Genomic DNA, 18,917 nt, shown 5'->3' with positions numbered 1-18,917 from the left:
GCCGATCATCGCGTGCAGCTTTTCCACCTCGCCCTGATGGCTGGCTTCGGCGACCTCCGCCTTGTCGGAGAACACCCCGGCCATCCCCTCGATGGCCTGCTTCTTCCAGGCGTTGATCAGCGTCTGGTGCACCCCGTGCTTCGCGACAAGCTGCGAAACCGTCAGCTCGCCCCGGATCGCCTCCAGCGCCACCTTCGCCTTGAACTCCGCCGAATACCGTTTCCGTTTCCCCGTCATCGGGTCCGTCCTTCCTGATGGGCGAACCAAGCTTATCCGACTGTCCGGGGGAAACGGGGACCAGCTCACGGTTCACCTGGATCCAGCGGTACAGGGTCGTGTGGTCGACCGAAACGCCGCGGTCGGCCAGCATGCACTCGAGATCGCGGTAGCTGATTGGGAACTGCAGGTACCAGCGCACCGCCCACAAGATGACGTCGGACGTGAATTGCCGCCCTTTGAACGGGTTCCTCTTCGACCGCATCACCCCGTCACCCCAGCTGCCGAACCGGCCAGGGTTCTGCGCGATCTGGCCTGCGTGGCAAACCCTGCAACAGAACCCTTGCCGTTCGTCAATTGGCCGTTCCTGGACCGCTGTATTGCGCTATTGACCATCGTCAAGGTTTTGCACGAAGTGACTCGCCTAAGACATGACACCGTAATGGAATACTGTCCTGGAGTATAATTATGCGGAGGATCACTCCGGCCTTGTGGGCTGCGTCCGTGGCAATACCGGCGTTGCTCGCGCTGACGCCGGTTTCTGCCACGGCCCAGTCGGCCGATCCGTCTTTGGCTAAAGACGCGAAGGAAGCGAGCGCGAAGATATACTTCGAGCGGTGCGCCGGTTGCCACGGCGTGCTTCGCAAGGGAGCCACTGGCAAGAACCTTGAACCGGACGCGACCAAGAAACTCGGCCAGGCACGGCTGGAGAAAATCCTGGCGTTCGGCACCGAAGGTGGCATGCCGAATTTCGAAGACATTCTGTCCAAGGATGAGATCAAGAGCCTCGCCACTTACATCCAGATGACTCCCGACTCCCCGCCGGAGTGGGGAATGACGGAGATGAAGAACTCCTGGAAGGTCGCCATCCCGCCGGAGAAGCGCCCGACCAAGAAGATGAACAGCGTCAACCTGGACAACGTGTTCTCGGTGACGTTGCGCGACGCCGGTGAGGTCGCCCTCATCGACGGCGACAGCAAGAAGATCTGGAACATTGTCAAGACCGGCTACGCGGTCCACATCTCGCGCCTGTCGGCGTCGGGGCGCTACGTCTACGTGATCGGGCGCGACGGCAAGCTCGACATGATCGATCTGTGGATGGAGAAGCCGGAGGTCGTCGCGACCATCAAGACCGGTCTCGACGCCCGCTCGGTCGACACCTCCAAGTTCAAGGGCTTCGAGGACAAGTACGCGATTGCCGGGTCCTACTGGCCGCCGCAGTACGTCATCATGGACGGCCAGACGCTCGAACCGCTGAAGATCGTCTCGACCCGCGGCAACACCATCGACGGCGACTACCATCCGGAGCCGCGCGTCGCCTCGATCGTTTCCTCGATGATCAAGCCCGAATGGGTGGTGAACGTGAAGGAGACGGGCATGATCAAGCTCGTCGACTACACCGATATCAAGAATTTGAAGGAAACGACGATCGAGTCCGCCAAGTTCCTGCACGACGGCGGCTGGGACGCGTCCAAGCGCTACTTCCTGGTGGCCGCCAACGCCTCGGACAAAGTCGCGGTGGTCGATACCAAGGAAGGCAAGCTGGCCGCGCTGGTCACCACCAAGGCCAAGCCGCACCCGGGCCGCGGCGCCAACTTCGTTCATCCGAAGTTTGGCCCGGTCTGGGCGACCTCGCATCTGGGCTCTGACGTCATCACGCTGATCGGCACCGATCCGGACAAGCATCCGGAGAGCGCCTGGAAGGTGGTGGCCGAACTGAAGAACCATGGCGCGGGTTCGCTGTTCGTGAAAACCCATCCGAAGTCCAAGAACCTGTGGGCCGACGCGCCGCTGAACCCGGAGCAGGAGATCCTGGAGTCGGTGACGGTCTTCGACATCAACAACCTGGACAAGGGGCCGGAGGTCATCAATGTCGCGAAGATGGCCGGCCTGCCCGAGACGAAGGCGCTGAAGCGTGTCGTGCACGGCGAGTACAACGCCGTGGGCGACGAGATCTGGTTTTCCATCTGGGCCGGCAAGACCGACCCGTCGGCGATCGTCGTGATCGATGACAAGACGCGCAAGATGAAGGCGGTGATCAAAGATCCGAAGCTGATCACGCCGACCGGCAAGTTCAACGTGCTGAACACGCAGCACGACATCTACTGAGCTTGCTGATCTTCTGACAGCGGAGGGCGGGAGAACGGGCCGTTCTCCCCCCTTCTTCTTTAATCGGTAAGAATGGGTGACGACATGGCGATGGAAGCCCTCTGGTCACGCCTCAGGCGCGTGCGGGTTCTCGGCGCGACGCTGATCGGCGCGGCCGCGATCTTCGTGTCGGGCATCGTGTTCTGGGGCGGATTCAACACCGCCATGGAATCCACGAACCAGATGGAGTTCTGCATCTCGTGCCACGAGATGAAGGACAACGTGTATGCCGAGTACAAGAAAACCATCCATTACGAAAACCGCACCGGCGTGCGCGCGACCTGCCCGGACTGCCACGTGCCCAAGGACTGGGTGCATAAGGTCCAACGCAAGATCCAGGCCTCCAACGAGGTTCTGCACTGGCTGCTCGGCAGCGTGGACACGCCGGAGAAGTTCGACGCCAAGCGTCTGGAACTGGCCAAGCACGAATGGGCGCGCTTCAAGGCCAACAACTCTCTCGAATGCCGCAACTGCCATTCCTTCGATGGCATGAGCGCGGAGAAGCAGAAGCCGCGCGCCAGGAAGCAGCACGAGTTGGCCAAGGCTGACGGCATGACCTGCATCGACTGCCACAAGGGCATCGCCCACAAGCCGGTGCATCATCTGCTGGAGGAAGAAGAGGAAGGCAAGCCGAAGGTCGCCCAGGCTCCGGTTCCGGTTGCTGCTCCCGCCCCTGCGGCCGCACCGGCTGCCCCGGCCGCGGTCGCCCCTGTGTCCGCCCCTGTGTCCGCCCCAGATCCAGCACCGGTCCAGAACCAGGCCGCCGCTCCGGTGGGCGATGCGCCGGCAATCGACTGGTCCGCGGTGCCCGAGCGAATGGTGACGCTGTTCTACCCGGGCCAGACCTCCTACGAATGGATCCAGAACGGTCCCGACCACGGTGGCGCCCGCGCCTACAAGAAGGGCGAGGAGTGCATCGGCTGCCACGAGGGTGAGCAGGCCGACATGGGCAAGAAGATGGCGTCCGGCCAGAAGGCGGAGACGACGCCGATCCCCGGCAAGCCGGGTTCGATCCCCCTGACCGTCCAGGCGGCGCATGACGGCACGAACCTGATGATGCGCTTCCGCTGGCCGGCCGGCCCGCATACCCCGGCGCCCTCCGTCGAGGGCGGCAAGATGGACCCGCAGAACGCGGCAAAGCTCGCCCTGATCCTTGACCAGGGCTTGGTCGAAGACGCCAGCCGTTCCGGCTGCTGGAGCACCTGCCACCACGACGCCCGGACCATGCCCGACGCGCCGGCCGGACAGGAGGTGACCAAGTACCTGCCGCAGACGCGCAGCGCGATCTCCATCAAGGAAAGCCCGCGCGGCGGCTGGGAGCAGCGCAAGCCGGCCGAGGAACTGGCGGCGCTGATGAAGCAGGGCGTGTTCCTCGACCTGATCCGCTGGAAATCCGGAACCAACACGGTGGAAGACGGCCACGTCTCGGCCGAGCGCGTGATGGAAGGCGGGCAGGGCGCCACCGCCACCGGAACGCTGGCCGACGGGGTCTGGACCGTGACGCTGGTGCGCAAGCTGACGTCGGACAAGCCGGGCGACATCTCGATCGAGCCGGGCAAGCTCTACACCGTCGGCTTCGCCATCCACGACGACCACACCAACGCCCGCTTCCACCATGTTTCAGTCAACTACAAGCTTGGGCTTGACAGTGCGGAGGCCGCCATCAACGTCATGAGGAAGTAACGTCCCGAACCCAAGCAAACCCAGGACGGGGCGGTGCCTTCGGCGCCGCCCCGTCGCCGTGTCCGCAACCAGGCAATCAAGAGTCCGTCCATGATCCGCGCCTTCGCGGTGGGCGCCGCCGCGCTCATCCTCGCTCCCCTCCTTCTTGCCGGTCCGACGGTGGCCGACGAGGTCGTCGTTCGCATCGAAAAGAACCGGTTCGATCCGGCGCGCGTCGCCGTGCGCCCCGGCGACACCGTCGTGTGGTTGAACGCCGAAAAGCGGACCAGCCACGACGTGGTGTTCGCGGACGGCGTGGCCTCGGAGCGGCTGATGCCCGAGGAACGCTTCGCCCGGCGTTTCGACGCGCCCGGAAGCCACCCCTACCGCTGCACCCCGCATCCCGACATGCGGGGCGAGGTCGTGGTTGAGCCGTAACCCGGCCGGTTGCGGGATTGACGATCGTCAAGGTCCGCGGAAGGCGGGTTGCCGATCCTGTGCGGCGGGCGCCGTCCGGACGCCCGGAGTCTGGAGAGCCCGATGATCCGCCCCCTTCCCGCCGCCCTCTCGCTTGCCATTGCCGCCGTTCTGTTGGCCTGCGCCGCGCCGTCGACTGCCCGGGCCGACGGCCCGAACCCTGAGCGTCTGTTCGCCGAGCATTGCGCCGCCTGCCACGGCGGCGACCGTCTGGGGGCCATCGGTCCCGCGCTGCTGCCTGAAAATCTGGGCCGGCTGAAGCCGGCGGAGGCCGAGCGCATCATCCGCCACGGCCGCCCGGCGACCCAAATGCCGGGCTTCCCCGTGGAGACCCTGTCGGACGAGGCGGTGCGGGTTCTGGCCGCCTATGTCTTCACCCCATTGCCCGAGGTACCGGCCTGGGGGATGGAAGAGATCGCCGCCAGCCGCGTCGTCCACAAGGCCCCGGCGACGCTTCCGGAAAAACCGCGGCACGGGGCCGACCCGCTCAACCTCTTCACGGTAGTGGAGGCGGGCGATCATCACGTCAGCATCGTGGACGGCGACAGCTTCACCGTGCTCGACCGGTTCGAAAGCCGCTTCGCGCTTCACGGCGGGGCGAAATACTCGCCCGACGGCCGGTTCGTGTATCTCGCCTCCCGCGACGGCTGGGTGTCGAAATACGACCTGCATTCCCTGAGCCTAGTGGCCGAGGTGCGCGCCGGCGTGAACACCCGCAACGTGGCGGTGTCGTCGGACGGCCGCTTCCTGATGGTCGGAAACACGCTGCCGCACACGCTGGTCGCGCTCGACGCGTGGGACCTGACACCGATCAAGGTCATCCCCGTAACGGACGGCAAGGGAAAGAGTTCGCGCGTGTCGGCGGTCTACAGCATGCCGCCGCGGAAATCTTTCGTCGCCGCACTGAAAGATCTGCAGGAGGTGTGGGAACTTCCGTGGGACGACCGCCCGGTTTATGCCGGCCTCGTCCATTCCCACGAACCCGGCCGGGAAGAAGCGGTATCCGTGCCCGGCCCGTTTCCGGTGCGCAAGCTGAAGGTCAACGAATTCGTGGACGACTTCTTTTTCGACCAGCCTTACGACCAGTTGATGGCGACCTCGCGTGACGGCAAGAAGGGCATCGTCGTCCACATAGACGTCGGCCGCCAAATCGCTGAGCTGGATCTGCCGGGCATGCCGCACCTCGGCTCGGGCATCAACTTCGTCCATGAGGGACGGCCGGTCATGGCCACCCCTCACTTCAAGGACCCGGTGATCAGCGTCATCGACACGGTGGACTGGAAGACCGTGAAGCGCATTCCCATGCCCGGCCCCGGCTTTTTCCTGCGCGGTCACGAAAACACGCCCTACGCCTGGGCCGACGCCTACATGGGCAAGGACCGCGACACGATCCCGATCATTGACACCCGCAGCCTGGAAATCGTGCACACGCTGCGTCCGGCGCCGGGCAAGCTTACCGCGCATGTGGAGTTCACGCGCGATGGTCGTTACGCGCTAGTGTCGGTCATGGAAGACGAGGGGGCCATCGTGGTCTACGACGCCGCGACCTTCACGGAGGTCAATCGCCTGCCCATGCGCAAGCCGATCGGAAAGTACAACGTCTGGAACAAGATCAACTTTTCCAGCGGGACCAGCCACTGACGGACCATGGCCGCGTCGGTTCCGATCGCCTCCACCGCCACATTCTGCGCGTGGAGTGGAATCACGGAACAAATGGACGTCGACCATTGAAGGTTCGATGTGCAATTTTCGCCCTCTTGACGACAGTCAAGATGAAAATTGGCAAATTTCTTTCTCATGTGCCGTCAACGCGAAAGCGGCCAGATTACGAAAATGAGTGTTCCGAAGCTTGGCGAATATTAAGTGTAGCGGCGGCAGAGATGTTCGGGAACATGTGGCGAGGGGTGCCCGCAGCGGTGGCGGGGCTGCTGATTCTGCTGGCCGGGTTCGGCACGGCGGACGCGGCCAAAGCGCTGCTGGCGCGGTATCTCGGCTCGGTGCAGCCGGACGACCTCGCCGCCGGGGCGAACCGTTTCGGCGCTCGGGAGTGTCCGGAGTAAGGGCCAGGCGGCCTCCGGTCCTGCTGGCTCGACATCTCGGGATACTCAGCGCCGACGACGCACTGGATCGAGGATCAGTGACTGAAGGCCTTTGGAGATCGTCGAGCGCTTCGCCGCCTTCGACCGTGACATCGGCACCGCCCTGACAGACGCCGCCGGCAAGCCGCTCCGCGCCCAGCACCTCAACAGGAACGGCACGGCCAACCTGTTCGTCATCGCCCCCTACGCCTCGGTCGCGGATGAATTCCGCGCCCTGCTCCGCAAGCGCAAGGAGGTCCACACCTTCGATACCATCGAGGAGTTGCGCCGCGCTCTGCTTGAGTTCGCCCACCACTACAACGAAACTTGGCTGGTTGCCCGGCATCGACACCGCACTCCAGCCCAGGTGCGCGCTGACCAACGACGGGTTGATCGACCCTCCCTGGCCGAGCTACCCTGGGCCGCCTGAACAAGCACAGCCGGATGTCTCATATGCGGGCCGCGGTTCACATAACCCCATAACCGCGCTGGCTGAGGAGCCCCCGCAGCGGCTCCGCGTCATCCACAGGTCGCGTGAGGAGGATGGTCGGCAGCTAACTCACAAGCAAAGGAACCGTTCCGGCAGCAGGGCAGCGATCTCCATTCCCGCCTCGGTTCCGAGCAGCGCCGCGTCAGTGCGGTGCCCGGCGCTCTCCGTCCGGAACACGATCCGCCCGTCCGGAGACGACACCTTGCCGGTCAGGGTCAGGCGGTCGCCCTCCAGGCAGGCCAGCGCCGCGATCGGCGTCCGGCAGGAACCGTCGAGCGCGGCCAGAAAAGCGCGTTCCGCCGTCACCCGCCACGCCGTATCGGCACAGTCGAGCGGCGCCACGAGGGCTCGAGTCGCCGCATCGTCCGTCCGGATTTCGACGCCGATGGCCCCTTGCGCCACCGCCGGAAGCATTTCCTCAGTCTCCAGGACGCGCGTGACCCGATCCGTCAGTCCGAGGCGCCGGATTCCGGCCAGAGCCAGAAGCGTGGCATCAACTTCGCCCGCGGCGAGCTTGGCGAGCCGCGTCTGCACGTTGCCGCGCAACGGCACCACGCGGAGGTCGGGACGCCGCTCCAGGATCTGCGCCTGACGCCGCAGCCCGGCCGTTCCAACCACGGAGCCCGCCGACAGATCGTCCAGGCCCTGCCCCTCACGGGCAAAGAAGGCGTCGCGCGGGTCTTCGCGCGGAAGCAGCGCGGCGATCTCCATGCCATCGGGCAGGCGGGTCGGAACGTCCTTCATCGAATGGACCGCCAAGTCGATCCGGCCGTCCTGGAGGGCTTCCTCGATCTCCTTGGTGAACAGCCCCTTGCCCCCTGCCGCCATCAGCGTTCGGTCGAGTATCCGGTCGCCGGTGGTGGTGATCACCACGATCTCGATGGCGTCGGGCTCCGCAAGATGCGGATGTGCCCGCGCAAGCCGATTCTGCGCCTCATGGGCCTGTGCGAGGGCCAGCGGGCTTCCGCGCGCACCAATCCGGACCGGTGGCATGTTCCGAAACTCCTTGTACCGATGGTTACCCGGACCCGTCCGGATCCCCGTTATCGTTACCGGTCCGCCCGTTCCTTCACTTGATGACGGTCAAACCGGAGAGGCGCGGAGAACCGCCAGCGCCTCCGCCTCGATCAGGTCGGGGATCGCGGGGTGCCGGCCGACGGCCGGGGTCATCCACAGGCGCCGGCCTGTGGCCTCCGTTCCGTCGAGGGACGCGCCGCCCTCCCGCAGCATGGCCGGCAGGTCCCTTTCCTCGTGATGCCCGCCGGAGATGAAGAAGGGAACAACGACCACCCGCTCGGCCGCGGTCGCAAGCGGCCAATGGTAGGCGAAGGGCGCCTCGCTCAGAAAGACCGTTTCGACACCGCCGTAACATCCCAGCCGGGCAAGGCCGGCGGCCACGCTCCGCGTTGCGTCGCGCGAGGCGGTTCCGACCGAACTGCCGTGCCCGGCGACCAGCACCGTGATGTCCTTGGCAGCGAGTCCCTGCTCGTTCAGGACGAAGCCCACCAGATCGCGGGCGATCCCGACCATGCCGGGAAGCGTGCCGAGCGGTGGCAGGAGCGTCCAGCGGCGGTCCTCGCCGGCCTCGGCCAGCAGGCTGGGAAGCACCTGACGCATCAGCCGCCCCTGGCAGGCGAGGAACGGAGCGACGAGCACGCGCGGCGACCGCATCGTCGCCAGGGCCTCCGCCGGAGATGGCGACTGCCGCGAGAAGGAGACCGCGACCTCCGCGAAACGGCCGCGCGCGCGCAGCACGGCGGCGACGCTCTCGGCGATGGCGCCGCCCGTGCCGTCGAGTGTGCCGTGGGCGAACAGCAGAAGGCCGGTGTCGCCTGCGCTCATTGCGGCGCTCCCGTCTTCGGTACAGTGGTAACCTCGGTGTCGGTGAGGTAGCAGCCCGGATCCTCGGCCCAGGTATCGCCGGTCGTCTTCTCGGCGCGTATTCGGGTGTTACCGTTGCAGATGGCGAGATGCGCGCAGGTGGCGCAGCGACCCTTCACCGGGCGCGGCCGCGTCTTTAGTACCGCCATCAGCGGGTCGCCGAGGTCGTTCCAGATCGCCCCGAAGGAGCGGGCGCGCACGTTGCCCAGCGTGTGGTGGCTCCACATGGTGTCGGGGTGCACATCGCCCTGCGTGTCGATGTTGGCGACCCCCACGCCTGAGGCATTGCCGCCCCAGCGGCGCAGCCGCGCCAGCAGGTCCGGCACGCGCTCGGGAAAGGTGCGTTGGGCCCACCACAGCAGGTAAACGCCATCGGCGTCGTTGTTCCCCGTGACAATCTCGCGCTTGCGGCCGGACTTGGCGTCGGCCAGCGCCAGGTCGAACAACTGGTCCATGACGGCGCGCGTCGTCGTCTTCAGCGCGTCGGCGCGCCGGTTGACGTCGCCTCGGCCGGCGTAGTTCAGATGCGACAGGTAGAATTTGTCGATGGATTCCCGGTCCATCAGGTCGAGCAGCGCCGGCAGGTCACGCGCCGTGGTCTCGGTCAGCGTCAGGCGGATGCCGACCCGGAGTCCGGCATCGTGGCACAGCCGGATTCCGCGCAGCGCCTCCTCGAAGGCCCCCTTCCGGCGACGGAAGCGGTCGTGCGTCTCGGACACTCCGTCCAGGCTGATGCCGACATAGTCGTAACCGACCTCGGCGACCTCGCCGATGCGCCGCTCGTCGATCAGCGTGCCGTTGGTGGACAGGCCGACATAGAACCCCATCGCCTTGGCGCGTTGGGCGATCCGCGGCAGGTCCGGGCGCATCATCGGCTCGCCGCCCGACAGGATCAGCACACGCACGCCCGAGACGTAAAGGTCGTCCAGAACCGTGAAGCACTCCTCGGTGGTCAGCTCGCCGGGAAAGTCGTGGTCGGCCGAGAAGGAATAGCAGTGCAGGCAGCTCAGGTTGCAACGCCGCACCAGGTTCCAGATCACCACCGGCCCTCCACCCGCCGCGACGGGCGGGCGGCGCCGGGTGCCGGGCGCGGACGGTGTTACGAGGTCGCGCATGAACTGGCTCAGGCGGAACATGCTGTGTGTCTCCTTCGCCGGGACGCAGACCTCAGGCGGTCAGGCGAAACCCGGTCTTCTTCAGAATGCGGGTGCTGTAGAGCACCGTATGGCTACGGCATTGGTCGCCCAGCAGCACCGCCATGTCGGCAACCCGCGCCTCGACCTCGTCCCGCGTTTTGGCGTGGACCATGGCGAACAGCGTGAAGGGCCAAGCCGGTGGTCGGGCCGGCCGGCGGTAGCAGTGGCTGACCCAGGGCAGGCCCGCGAATCGCCGCCCGGCGTCGTTCACCGCATCTTCCGGCACCTCCCAGACGCTCATCCCGTTGGCCGTGTAGCCGAGGCGGTAGTGGTTGGGCACCGCCGCGATCCGGCGAACGATCCCGGCCTCCAGCAGGCGGCGGAAGCGCTCCAGCACCTCATCCACCGGCAGGCCGAGTTGGTCGGCAACCGCGTCGAAGGGCATGGCACCGGCCGGCAACCCTCCCTGCGTGGCGAGGATGAGCCGGCGGTCGGAATCGTCCAGCGCAACGGGAACGGCGGCGGTCATGCCCGAAACCTCAGATCCAGGGTGTATTCGTCGAGCTTGGGGAAGTCTTGGACCGGCAGCGCCGTCGCCTCCTGGATCGCGTCCAGCACCGCGCGCACGCGCTCCGGCGCCTCGGTCGCCACCACGAACCACATGTTCAGCGCGTGCTGGCGGGCGTAGTTGTGCGCGACCTCCGGAAAAGCGTTGACGATGGCGGCGATGCGGTCGAAATCATCCTCGGGCACCGCCAGGGCGGCCAGCGTCAGTCCGCCGCCCAGCCGTTCGGCGTGGAACATCGGGCCGAAGCGGCTGAGCACGCCGCCGTCCACCAGGGCGCGCACGCGGTCCGCAACCTCCGTCTCCGTCAGGCCAAGGTCGGCGGCGATGCCGGCGAAGGGCTGGCGTTCGACCGGGATGCCATCCTGTAGCCGGTTGACCAGCGCGCGGTCGATCTCGTCCAGCGCGGCAACAGAAACCCCCATCACTCGCCTCCCCGGGCGTTTTTCGTAGGTGCGGTGGTGCGCCGGCCGTAGCACGCGGCGGTCTGCTTGAAGCGGCGCACCGTGAACAGAAGTTGCCGCTCCACGCCATTTAGCCCGCATCGGGCGGCGATGGCGTCCACGCGCGCGGTGACCTCGTCCCGGCTGCGCCCGTGGATCATGGTGTAGAGCGCGTACGGCCACAGCGGCGGGCGCGGCGTCCGGCGGTAGCAGAGCGAAACGCCGCCGCAGCGCGCGATCCTCCGGCCGACCTCGTCGATGGCCTCGGCCGGGACATCCCAGACCACCATGGCGTTGGCGGTGTAGCCGAGCGTCTGGTGGTCCACGATTACGCCGAACCGGCCGACCGCTCCGACCTCGTCGAGGTGGCGCAGCACGGCCAGCACGGCCTCCTCGCCGATCCCCAGCTCGTCGGCGATGGCAGCGTAGGGCCGGGCCACCAGCGGCAGGCCGCGGCGAAGCCGGTCCAGCACCCGGTCGGCGTGCTCGATCATTCCCATAACGCGAATCCCAGGTCGAGGTGGTAGCCCGCCTCCATGGGCAGGTCGAGGACAGGGAGGCCGGTCTCGGCCTCGATCCGTTCCAACACGCGGTCCACACGCTCCCGCGTCGGGGCCGTCACGACGAACCACAGGTTCAGGCGGTCTTCGCGCTGGTAGTTGTGGTTGACCTCCTCGATTCCGCTGACCAGGGCGGCGACCGGCTCCAGCCTGTCAGAAGGCACCGCCATGGCGGCTAGAGTGCTGGCGCCCACGGTGTTGGGCCGGACGGTCAGCCCGATGCGCGCGATGGCGCCCCGCTCCTTCAGCCGGGCGAGCCGTTCCAGCACCTCCGCCTCGCCGCAGCCGAGCGCTTCGGCGATCCGGGCGTAGGGCTGCGGGTCGAGGGGAAAGTCGCGCTGGAACCTGTCGAGAAGCTGGCGGTCGAGCGTGTCGGGGATTTCAATAACAGATGTTTGCAGCGCCGCGGTCATAGGCCGATCCTGTGCGCGCGGGACGTGAAGAAAATGCCGCTGGGCTTGTCGGCTGGAAGCGTGCCGACCTCCTTGAGGCTGCCGGTGTCGTAAACCTTGACCGTGTCCAGGTCGCGCACGGACATCCACACCTGCTCGCCCCGCGGCGTGAACTCCAGATGCAGGACCCCCTTGCCCGGCGTCAGCGTGGAGACGACGGCCAGCGACGGCACGTCCAGGACCTGGACCAGATGGTTGTCCGGAAGGGCGAAGTTGACCCAGATCTGCCGGCCGTCGGGGCGCGCCATGACGAACACGGGCTGACCGGCGACCGGGATACGGCCGACCTCACGCCATGTCGCCGCATCGACGACCAGAACCTCATGCCGACCGATCGCCGGCAGGAAGACCTTGCCGTCGGCGAAGCCCCAGCCTTCCAGATGCGGCATTTTGTAAACGGGCAGCGGCTGCTCGCCCCGGCCATAGCCGTCGAGCATGCGGCGCACCCCCCGATCCGGATTCCACAGGTCGAGCACGGCCAGCCCGTCCTCCCCGAACAGGCCGGCGATGTAGTGGCGGCCGTCCGGCGTGACCAACGCATCGTAGGGCTGGCGGCCGATGCCGGTGAATTTGCGGACGGCGGGGGAGGATCGCGTGGAAAGATCGGCGATCCAGATCTCGCCCGCATCGTAAAGGCTGAAGACGAAGCGGTTGCCGGGCGCGTCCTCCAGCCCCACCACCTTGGAACGCGGGCGGCTTGCCCCCTCCGCCGCAGGCGGTCCGTATTCGGCGGGGATGTCGGCGACTGGATCGAGGGTGTCGGCGTCGAAGACGCGAACGCCGCCCGGCTCGTAATTCGCGACGGCCACCAGCCGCCCGTCCTCGGAGATGGCGCCGCCGATGCTGTTGCCGGCCTGCTGGACGCGCTTGACCACCGTGGCGGTCAGCAGATCCACCTTGCTGAGCCCGCCATCGCGCCCGAAGACATAGGCGTAACGTGCGTCGCGTGAGAACACGGCCGAGGCGTGGCTGAGGTCGCCCAACCCTTCCACCGCGGCCAGCCGCTGCCGGGTGCTGTTCTCCACCACCATAACGCGGCCCGCCGCGCGTTCGACGACGATGCCGAGGTCACCAGTCCCGCGCAGTTCGGCAGCGGCCGCCGGGAACCCGCTCATCAGAACGGCCAGAGCGGTGCCGGCAAGCCAGCGGCGCAACGGCGAATGGGAGTCAGTCATGCAATCCTCCCCGGCGGAGCCGGTCAATCATCCAGAGCGCTTCGTCCCGCGTCAGCAGGGGGGACCAGGGCGGCATGGGGGTTCCAGGGATACCGTCCAGGATCACTTGGGCCAGCGCTTCGAGATCTTTCCCGGCCAACGCTTCCGGCAGCAGCGGCGCGCCGAGGCCGCCCTTCATGGTCAGCCCGTGGCAGGACCCGCAATCGTGCGTCAGCAGAAGGCCCAACTCGGCACGTCGTGCCGCGTCCGGTTCCTCCGCCTGCGCCGCCGCCGCGAGAAGCAGGCCGGCGCCGGCAAGCAAGACCATGGCGGCGCTACGCACGGACCGCCTCAGACATGTCGGGAAGGCCATCAGGCACCGGCCCGGCGGCGGTCCGCCAGGCGAGTTCCGGAGCGAGCGACACCACCTGCCCGATGATGGTCAGGCAGGGCGACGGCAGGTCCCGCTCCGCCGCACGTTCCGCCAGATCGGCCAGCGTGGCGATGCAGAGCGCCTGGGCATCGGTCGTGCCGCTCGACACGATGGCGGCCGGCGTCGTCGGCGGGAGGCCCGCGGCGATCAGCTTTTGCTGGATCTCCGGCAGGTTCATCAGCGCCATGTAGAAGACGAGCGTCGTCTGAGGGTCGGCCAGGCTCGCCCAGTTGAGGTTCAACTCCTCGTCGCTTCGGCAATGGCCGGTGACGAAGCGCACGCCGGTGGCGAGCCCGCGGTGGGTCAGCGGGATTCCGGCGTAGGCGCCACACCCGCAGGCGGCCGTGACGCCCGGCACGATCTCGAAGGGAATCCCGGCCTCGGCGACCGCCAGGGCTTCCTCGCTGCCGCGCCCGAACACATAGGGATCGCCCCCTTTCAGGCGCAGCACCCGCCGTCCGTCGAGGGCCAAGCGCACGAGAAGGTCGTTGATCGCTTCCTGCGGAACGGCGTGGCGCTTGGGCGCCTTGCCCACGAAGATCCGCTCGGCACGGCGCGGAACGAGGCTCATCACGCCTTCGCCCACCAGACGATCGTAGACGACCGTGTCGGCTTGCTCGATCAGGCGGCGCGCCTTGACGGTGAGCAGATCGGGATCGCCCGGACCAGCACCCACCAGATAAACCCGACCAAGCACCATGGATGATTCCATCGGCTGTGAGACCACGGGAAATTTCCCTCTGAGATGCAGTTTCGCTGTCAAGTGGCGGTCGCATCCTTGACTTTGGTTAGGTTGCGACGCGTCCGGACGGGAATACGCGCGGAGTCTCGGCGGGCCGCTCGTCGGTGTAGAACGCGCGCAGCTTTCCGATATCGGCGACTTCCACCGTACGGCCCTTCGAACTGACGCCGATGTCGCGCAGACGGGCGAGCGCGCGCGAGAGGCTTTCCGGCTCCATGCCGAGACGGTTGGCAATCACCACCTTTTTCAAGGGCAGATCGATCACCGCACCCCCGTCCTCCTCGGGAACCATGGTAAGCAGGAAGCCGGCCAGCCTGCGGATTGGTGTCAGCTCCTTCAGCACACGCAGTTCGTTGTCGAGGCGGCGGTTCCACCGGAACAGCGCTGCCAGGATGCGGCGCCCCAACTCCGGATTCTGCTTCAGGCAGGCCAAAAAGGTCTTGGAGCGCACCCGCACCAGATCCGATTCTTCGATGGTTTCAGCGCTGACCGGATAATTGCCGCTGGCGAACATCGCCGCTTCCGCGAAGGTGGTCACGGGGTGGATGATTTCGACGATGCTCTCCTTGCCCTCCTCCGTCAGAGCGAACAGCTTTACCCGTCCATGAAGCAGGATGTAGAAGGCGTCCGCCGTGCAGCCGGCGTCGAACAGCGGCGTGCGCGGCGGATGGATGCCGATCGACGCGCCGGACAGGAGATGGAGAATCTGATCGGGCGGCAACCCCTCGAACATGGGCAAACCAAGGAGCGAGTTCGGTTCCAGTCGCCGGCGCCGGCAGGCCCGGCTACGACATCGTGCGCCCGGCAGGCCGGCATTTCGGACCGCGCACACCTTGACGCTGCAAACCATGGCACCACTCTCCACGTTGCTCTTTCCGGTCCGACCGCCGCGCCGCGTCAGCCAGGGAACTCGCCTTCCAGTTCGCCGCAGAACCGCGCCAATTCTGAAAGGCTGTCGATGCGCACCACCTCGTCGCGCCCGGTGGTCAGGCCGACCCCGCGCAGCTTGGCGAAAGCCCGCGACAGGCTTTCCGGCTGCATGCCCAGCCGTTCGGCCAGGACTTGCTTCTCACAAGGCAGCAGGATTTTCTGTGGACCCGCCGCGCCGGGCCGCGCCTGCGCCTTCGCAAGCCCCAGTAGGTAGCTCGCCAGACGCTGCGTCGTGGACAGCAGCTTGATCTCCGTGATCTCGTGAATGGTGCCGCGCAGCCGTGCGGACGTTACGGCCAACAGGCCGAGCATCATGTCGAAGCGCGTTTCGAGATGATCTCGAAAGCCGTCGGCTGGGACGATCAGGGCACCGCCCTCGGTCAACGCCTGGGCACCCGCCGGCTGCACCCCACCGTCCAGCACGGCCTCCAGGCCAACCGGCTCGCCCTCGCCGTAGATTTCCGGAGCAAGCCCATCGGCCGGGCGATCCAGCACGACGCTGCCCGCGAGCACGATGAGGAACCGCTCGGCCGGCTCATTCGCCAACAGCAGGGTTTCGCCCGCGGCGAAGGTCCGGCCTTCGCCGTAGGCGACCAGCCTTTGGCTCTCCTCCTTGGGGAGATGTGCAAGGATCGGCGTGTTCGCCACGACGCGAGCGATGTTCAGGTCCATCATGTCCTGGCCCTTGAGCTTGCGCCAATGCGCAGTGCTTACCGGAAACGCGCCGAAGCGCGATCTTCAGGCAAGTTACCCACTGCTGGAAGTCTCGCTCTTGACGGAGATCAAGGGTGTTTGCGTCCTATTGGGCAACACGGGCACATTATTCCGTTAGTTTTTTTGATAAAATCAGGCGCGAGGCATGCTGGGTACCGATCCGCTCGACCGCCATGTCTTCTTCGTTGCCGGACTCCCCCGCGAAACGCGCAAGAGGCCAAGCACTTGACAGAAGTCAAGGTTGAGCGGCCTGTCTGCAGTCAACTCATAAGTGAAACTGTGCCGTGCCGGAGTGGCGAACGGACCCCCATCGGTTCATCGGCGGGGCGGAGAGGGCTTATGTCCATCAAACTGAAAATCCTGCTGCCAGTGGGCCTGCTGAGCGCGTTGCTGATCATGGCGAGCGCCTATCGGGCCATGGAGTCGTGGGAAGCTCTCACCGTGGCGCGGCATGCGGCTTCGGTAAACGTCACCGCCGATAGACTGTACATTGCCGCCGCCGCCTGGGCGGTCGAACGTGGCTCCACCGCCATAGCGCTCGCCGATCCGCAGCGCCCAAACCCCGTCATTCGCGCCAAGCGTCTGGAGGGGAACCAGGCTTTTGAAGAGGCGCTCGGCGCCATCGACCGGTTGCCGCGCACCCCCCGAATCGACGTCGCCGTCAAGCAACTGGCCCGGATCGGGCGTCTCGCCGACGAGGCTCGCACCGAGGTCGACGCCGCGCTAAGAAACGGCTTGGCCTCGGAGGGGCTTAGGCAGACGTGGATTCCCACCGTTACGGCTCTCATCATGGCCGGCCAGGATCTTCGGGCGGCGTTGGAGGCCACGGTGTCCACGGGCGTCGCGGCCCCTGTGGTCCAGGCTTTTGAACTGAAGGCCGCGCTCTGGCGGGCGGCTGAATTCGCCGGACGCGAGCGCGCCACTCTGGCGGCGGTCATCTCCGGCGGAAAGCCGCTGATCGTTAGGGAACTGGAGGTCGTGCTCACGGCACGCGGCGAGGTCGAAGGCTCGCTCGCCAGGGTCGCCGAGGCGAAGGACGCCTTCGGCCCGGCCTTCGCCGACGCCTACGGTGCGATCATGCGCGTGTATCTCGACAAGATCGACCCGCTCCGCATGGCGCTTTTCCAGTCCAGCGGCACCGCGCAGCCATACACGGTGACGGGCGACGAATGGTTCGCCGCGGCGACCCACGGGATCGACACCATCCTTTCGGCGCAGCGCGCGGCCTCCGCGGCGGCGAAAGCGGTTCTCGATGGCACCGTCGAGACGGCGTTCAATAGTGTTCTGCTCAGCATCGCCACACTCGCGGCGGTGCTGCTGGCGACCACGATGGCCGGATGGACGGCCGCCGCCGGCGTGGCCCGGCCGTTGCGGGCAATGACGGAAAGCATGCGGGCGCTGGCCGAGGGGCGCCTGGACACCGAAATCGTTGGAGGAGACCGGCACGACGAAGTCGGCGACATGGCCGCCGCCATGGACGTGTTCAAGGCCCAGGCAATCGAGAACGCCCACCTGCGCGCGGAGCAGGAGCGCGAGAGGGCCGCCTCCGAAGCGGCGAAGATCGCAGCGTTGCACAGGATGGCCGAGACGGTCGAGCGGGAGACGAGGGTCGCCGTCGATAGCGTGGCCGAGCGGACGCACCGGATGGATGCCAACGCACAGGCAATGGCGGATTCGGCGGGACGCATGTCATCGAATTCCCAGGCCGTCGCCGCGGCCGCCGCGCAGGCTTTGACCAACGTGCAGACAGTGGCCGCCGCCACGGAAGAACTCACCGGTGCGATCCGGGAAATCGGCGCCCAAGTTTCGCACGCGACCGAGGTCACCAAGCGCGCGGTCGAAAAGGGGCGCGGCACGCAAAACACCATCAGCTCCCTGTCCGAGGCGGTGGCGAAGATCGGAGACGTCAGCAAGCTCATTTCCGACATCGCCTCGCAGACAAACCTGTTGGCGCTGAACGCGACTATCGAAGCGGCGCGCGCGGGAGACGCGGGCAAGGGATTCGCCGTGGTGGCGAACGAGGTGAAGCACCTAGCCAATCAGACCGCCAAGGCAACCGAGGACATCGCGGCGCAGATCGCCGCCATCCAGTCGGTCACACAGGACGCGGTTCATGCGGTGCAGGACATTGGGGGCACCGTCCTGGAGATCGAGGCGGTCTCCGGGGCGGTCGCGGCGGCGATGGAAGAGCAGAGCGCAGCCACGTCGGAGATCAGCCGGAACGTCGTCGAAACCGCGGCCGCGGCACAGGATGTCTCGTGCAAGATCGCCGAGGTCTCGGACGAGGTGCGGGCGACTGGAAGCCGTGCCGGCGACGTGCGGAACGTCGCGAGCGATGTGGCGCTGAGCATCGAAGAACTGCGCAACGTGCTGGTGCGGGTGGTCCGGACGTCCATGAGCGAGGTGGATCGGCGCCACGAGCCGCGCCATCTCGTTCACGCCCCCTGCCGGGTGGAGATCGACGGGTGCAAGAGCACGGCCTTGTTGGGTGACATCTCCGAAGGTGGAGCCATGCTGAAGGAAATCGCGGCTGCGGGCGCTGGCTCTATCGGAATCCTTCGGATCGACGGCATTCCGATGGCCCTGAAGTTCGTCGTCCGGAGCGTCGGAAAGGACGATCAGGCGCATCTCGCATTCGATCTTGAGCCTGAGCAGCGGGATCGGCTGTCCCAGGCTATCCATGACCTGCTCCGCTCCAAAGGGGCACGGGACTGACTTCCGCGCTCTGCCCGCGCGGTTCACGCCATTCGGATCTTCGCAAAGACTTCCGGCCCAGGTCCGGGTGCTGCGCATCCTAATCGGTCGTTACTACGGATTTCACTCTTGCGCCGGAAGG

General features: G+C 66.6%; 20 protein-coding genes and 1 pseudogene. 7 read left to right on the top strand and 14 right to left on the bottom strand.

What is annotated here, in order from left to right:
* Nucleotides 1-237 (bottom strand): transposase (locus tag JJL56_RS29470; protein ID WP_200487384.1); only part of this gene is annotated, 237 nt, incomplete at its 3' end.
* A gap of 76 nt (nucleotides 238-313) precedes the next feature.
* Nucleotides 314-481, bottom strand: a pseudogene (locus JJL56_RS29465) (IS6 family transposase); the annotation flags it as partial.
* A gap of 254 nt (nucleotides 482-735) precedes the next feature.
* Here JJL56_RS29465 and JJL56_RS29460 point away from each other — a divergent pair.
* The 6 genes from JJL56_RS29460 (at nucleotide 736) to JJL56_RS29435 (ending at nucleotide 7,011) form a co-directional block, all read left to right on the top strand.
* Nucleotides 736-2,325, top strand: a complete 1,590-nt coding sequence (locus JJL56_RS29460; protein WP_486598832.1) for a cytochrome D1 domain-containing protein — start codon at nucleotides 736-738, stop codon at nucleotides 2,323-2,325.
* An 84-nt stretch (nucleotides 2,326-2,409) separates the two neighbouring features.
* On the top strand, nucleotides 2,410-4,047 hold the full coding sequence (locus tag JJL56_RS33450) for a NapC/NirT family cytochrome c (protein WP_200487381.1): 1,638 nt from the start codon (nucleotides 2,410-2,412) through the stop codon (nucleotides 4,045-4,047).
* Between the two features lie 90 nt (nucleotides 4,048-4,137).
* On the top strand, nucleotides 4,138-4,464 hold the full coding sequence (locus tag JJL56_RS29450; protein ID WP_200487379.1) for a cupredoxin domain-containing protein: 327 nt from the start codon (nucleotides 4,138-4,140) through the stop codon (nucleotides 4,462-4,464).
* A gap of 102 nt (nucleotides 4,465-4,566) precedes the next feature.
* Nucleotides 4,567-6,144: a cytochrome D1 domain-containing protein gene (locus JJL56_RS29445; protein ID WP_211112007.1), complete on the top strand. Its 1,578-nt coding sequence runs from the start codon at nucleotides 4,567-4,569 to the stop codon at nucleotides 6,142-6,144.
* Between the two features lie 239 nt (nucleotides 6,145-6,383).
* Nucleotides 6,384-6,563 carry a hypothetical protein gene (locus tag JJL56_RS29440; protein WP_200487377.1) on the top strand — a complete coding sequence of 60 codons (180 nt, stop codon included), beginning with the start codon at nucleotides 6,384-6,386 and terminating at the stop codon, nucleotides 6,561-6,563.
* Nucleotides 6,564-6,654: 91 nt separating this feature from the next.
* On the top strand, nucleotides 6,655-7,011 hold the full coding sequence (locus JJL56_RS29435; RefSeq protein WP_200487375.1) for a hypothetical protein: 357 nt from the start codon (nucleotides 6,655-6,657) through the stop codon (nucleotides 7,009-7,011).
* A 129-nt stretch (nucleotides 7,012-7,140) separates the two neighbouring features.
* Here JJL56_RS29435 and hemC read toward each other — a convergent pair whose 3' ends face one another.
* The 12 genes from hemC to JJL56_RS29375 all read right to left on the bottom strand — a co-directional run bounded on the left by hemC (nucleotide 7,141) and on the right by JJL56_RS29375 (nucleotide 16,042).
* A complete protein-coding gene (hemC, locus tag JJL56_RS29430; RefSeq protein WP_200487374.1) occupies nucleotides 7,141-8,064 on the bottom strand; it encodes a hydroxymethylbilane synthase in 924 nt (307 codons plus the stop codon).
* 90 nt (nucleotides 8,065-8,154) lie between these two features.
* Nucleotides 8,155-8,913, bottom strand: a complete 759-nt coding sequence (locus JJL56_RS29425) for a CbiX/SirB N-terminal domain-containing protein (protein ID WP_200487373.1) — start codon at nucleotides 8,911-8,913, stop codon at nucleotides 8,155-8,157.
* On the bottom strand, nucleotides 8,910-10,088 hold the full coding sequence (nirJ, locus tag JJL56_RS29420; RefSeq protein WP_200487372.1) for a heme d1 biosynthesis radical SAM protein NirJ: 1,179 nt from the start codon (nucleotides 10,086-10,088) through the stop codon (nucleotides 8,910-8,912). The genes JJL56_RS29425 and nirJ overlap by 4 nt, the downstream gene beginning before the upstream one ends.
* A 31-nt stretch (nucleotides 10,089-10,119) precedes the next feature.
* Nucleotides 10,120-10,617 carry a siroheme decarboxylase subunit beta gene (gene ahbB / locus JJL56_RS29415; RefSeq protein WP_200487371.1) on the bottom strand — a complete coding sequence of 166 codons (498 nt, stop codon included), beginning with the start codon at nucleotides 10,615-10,617 and terminating at the stop codon, nucleotides 10,120-10,122.
* Nucleotides 10,614-11,078: an Lrp/AsnC family transcriptional regulator gene (locus JJL56_RS29410; protein ID WP_247890539.1), complete on the bottom strand. Its 465-nt coding sequence runs from the start codon at nucleotides 11,076-11,078 to the stop codon at nucleotides 10,614-10,616. Before JJL56_RS29410 ends, ahbB (JJL56_RS29415) begins: the two co-directional genes overlap by 4 nt.
* The gene (ahbB, locus tag JJL56_RS29405) at nucleotides 11,078-11,596 is read right to left on the bottom strand and encodes a siroheme decarboxylase subunit beta (RefSeq protein WP_200487370.1); all 519 of its coding nucleotides are present in this window, start codon (nucleotides 11,594-11,596) and stop codon (nucleotides 11,078-11,080) included. Before ahbB (JJL56_RS29405) ends, JJL56_RS29410 begins: the two co-directional genes overlap by 1 nt.
* Nucleotides 11,587-12,069 (bottom strand): AsnC family transcriptional regulator, encoded by a 483-nt coding sequence (locus JJL56_RS29400; RefSeq protein WP_200487369.1) that lies wholly within the window; start codon nucleotides 12,067-12,069, stop codon nucleotides 11,587-11,589. The genes ahbB (JJL56_RS29405) and JJL56_RS29400 overlap by 10 nt, the downstream gene beginning before the upstream one ends.
* The gene (locus JJL56_RS29395; RefSeq protein ID WP_282188959.1) at nucleotides 12,066-13,283 is read right to left on the bottom strand and encodes a cytochrome D1 domain-containing protein; all 1,218 of its coding nucleotides are present in this window, start codon (nucleotides 13,281-13,283) and stop codon (nucleotides 12,066-12,068) included. Before JJL56_RS29395 ends, JJL56_RS29400 begins: the two co-directional genes overlap by 4 nt.
* Nucleotides 13,276-13,590, bottom strand: coding sequence for a c-type cytochrome (locus JJL56_RS29390; RefSeq protein WP_200487388.1), 315 nt, complete (start codon nucleotides 13,588-13,590; stop codon nucleotides 13,276-13,278). Before JJL56_RS29390 ends, JJL56_RS29395 begins: the two co-directional genes overlap by 8 nt.
* Before the next feature lie 7 nt (nucleotides 13,591-13,597).
* Complete coding sequence (gene cobA, locus JJL56_RS29385; RefSeq protein WP_247890541.1) at nucleotides 13,598-14,395, bottom strand: uroporphyrinogen-III C-methyltransferase; 798 nt, start codon at nucleotides 14,393-14,395, stop codon at nucleotides 13,598-13,600.
* A gap of 88 nt (nucleotides 14,396-14,483) precedes the next feature.
* Nucleotides 14,484-15,287, bottom strand: coding sequence for a Crp/Fnr family transcriptional regulator (locus tag JJL56_RS29380; protein ID WP_200487367.1), 804 nt, complete (start codon nucleotides 15,285-15,287; stop codon nucleotides 14,484-14,486).
* A gap of 47 nt (nucleotides 15,288-15,334) precedes the next feature.
* The gene (locus tag JJL56_RS29375; RefSeq protein WP_200487365.1) at nucleotides 15,335-16,042 is read right to left on the bottom strand and encodes a Crp/Fnr family transcriptional regulator; all 708 of its coding nucleotides are present in this window, start codon (nucleotides 16,040-16,042) and stop codon (nucleotides 15,335-15,337) included.
* 378 nt (nucleotides 16,043-16,420) lie between these two features.
* On the opposite strand from JJL56_RS29375, the gene JJL56_RS33445 reads away from it, so the two are divergent.
* Complete coding sequence (locus JJL56_RS33445; protein WP_247891320.1) at nucleotides 16,421-18,796, top strand: methyl-accepting chemotaxis protein; 2,376 nt, start codon at nucleotides 16,421-16,423, stop codon at nucleotides 18,794-18,796.
* Nucleotides 18,797-18,917: the final 121 nt, after the last annotated feature.

The organism is Azospirillum aestuarii, assembly GCF_016632405.1.
Classification (GTDB): Bacteria; Pseudomonadota; Alphaproteobacteria; order Azospirillales; family Azospirillaceae; genus Azospirillum; species Azospirillum aestuarii.
Note: the sequence above shows the minus strand (reverse complement) of the source record. Positions and strands in the feature narration are given on the sequence as shown.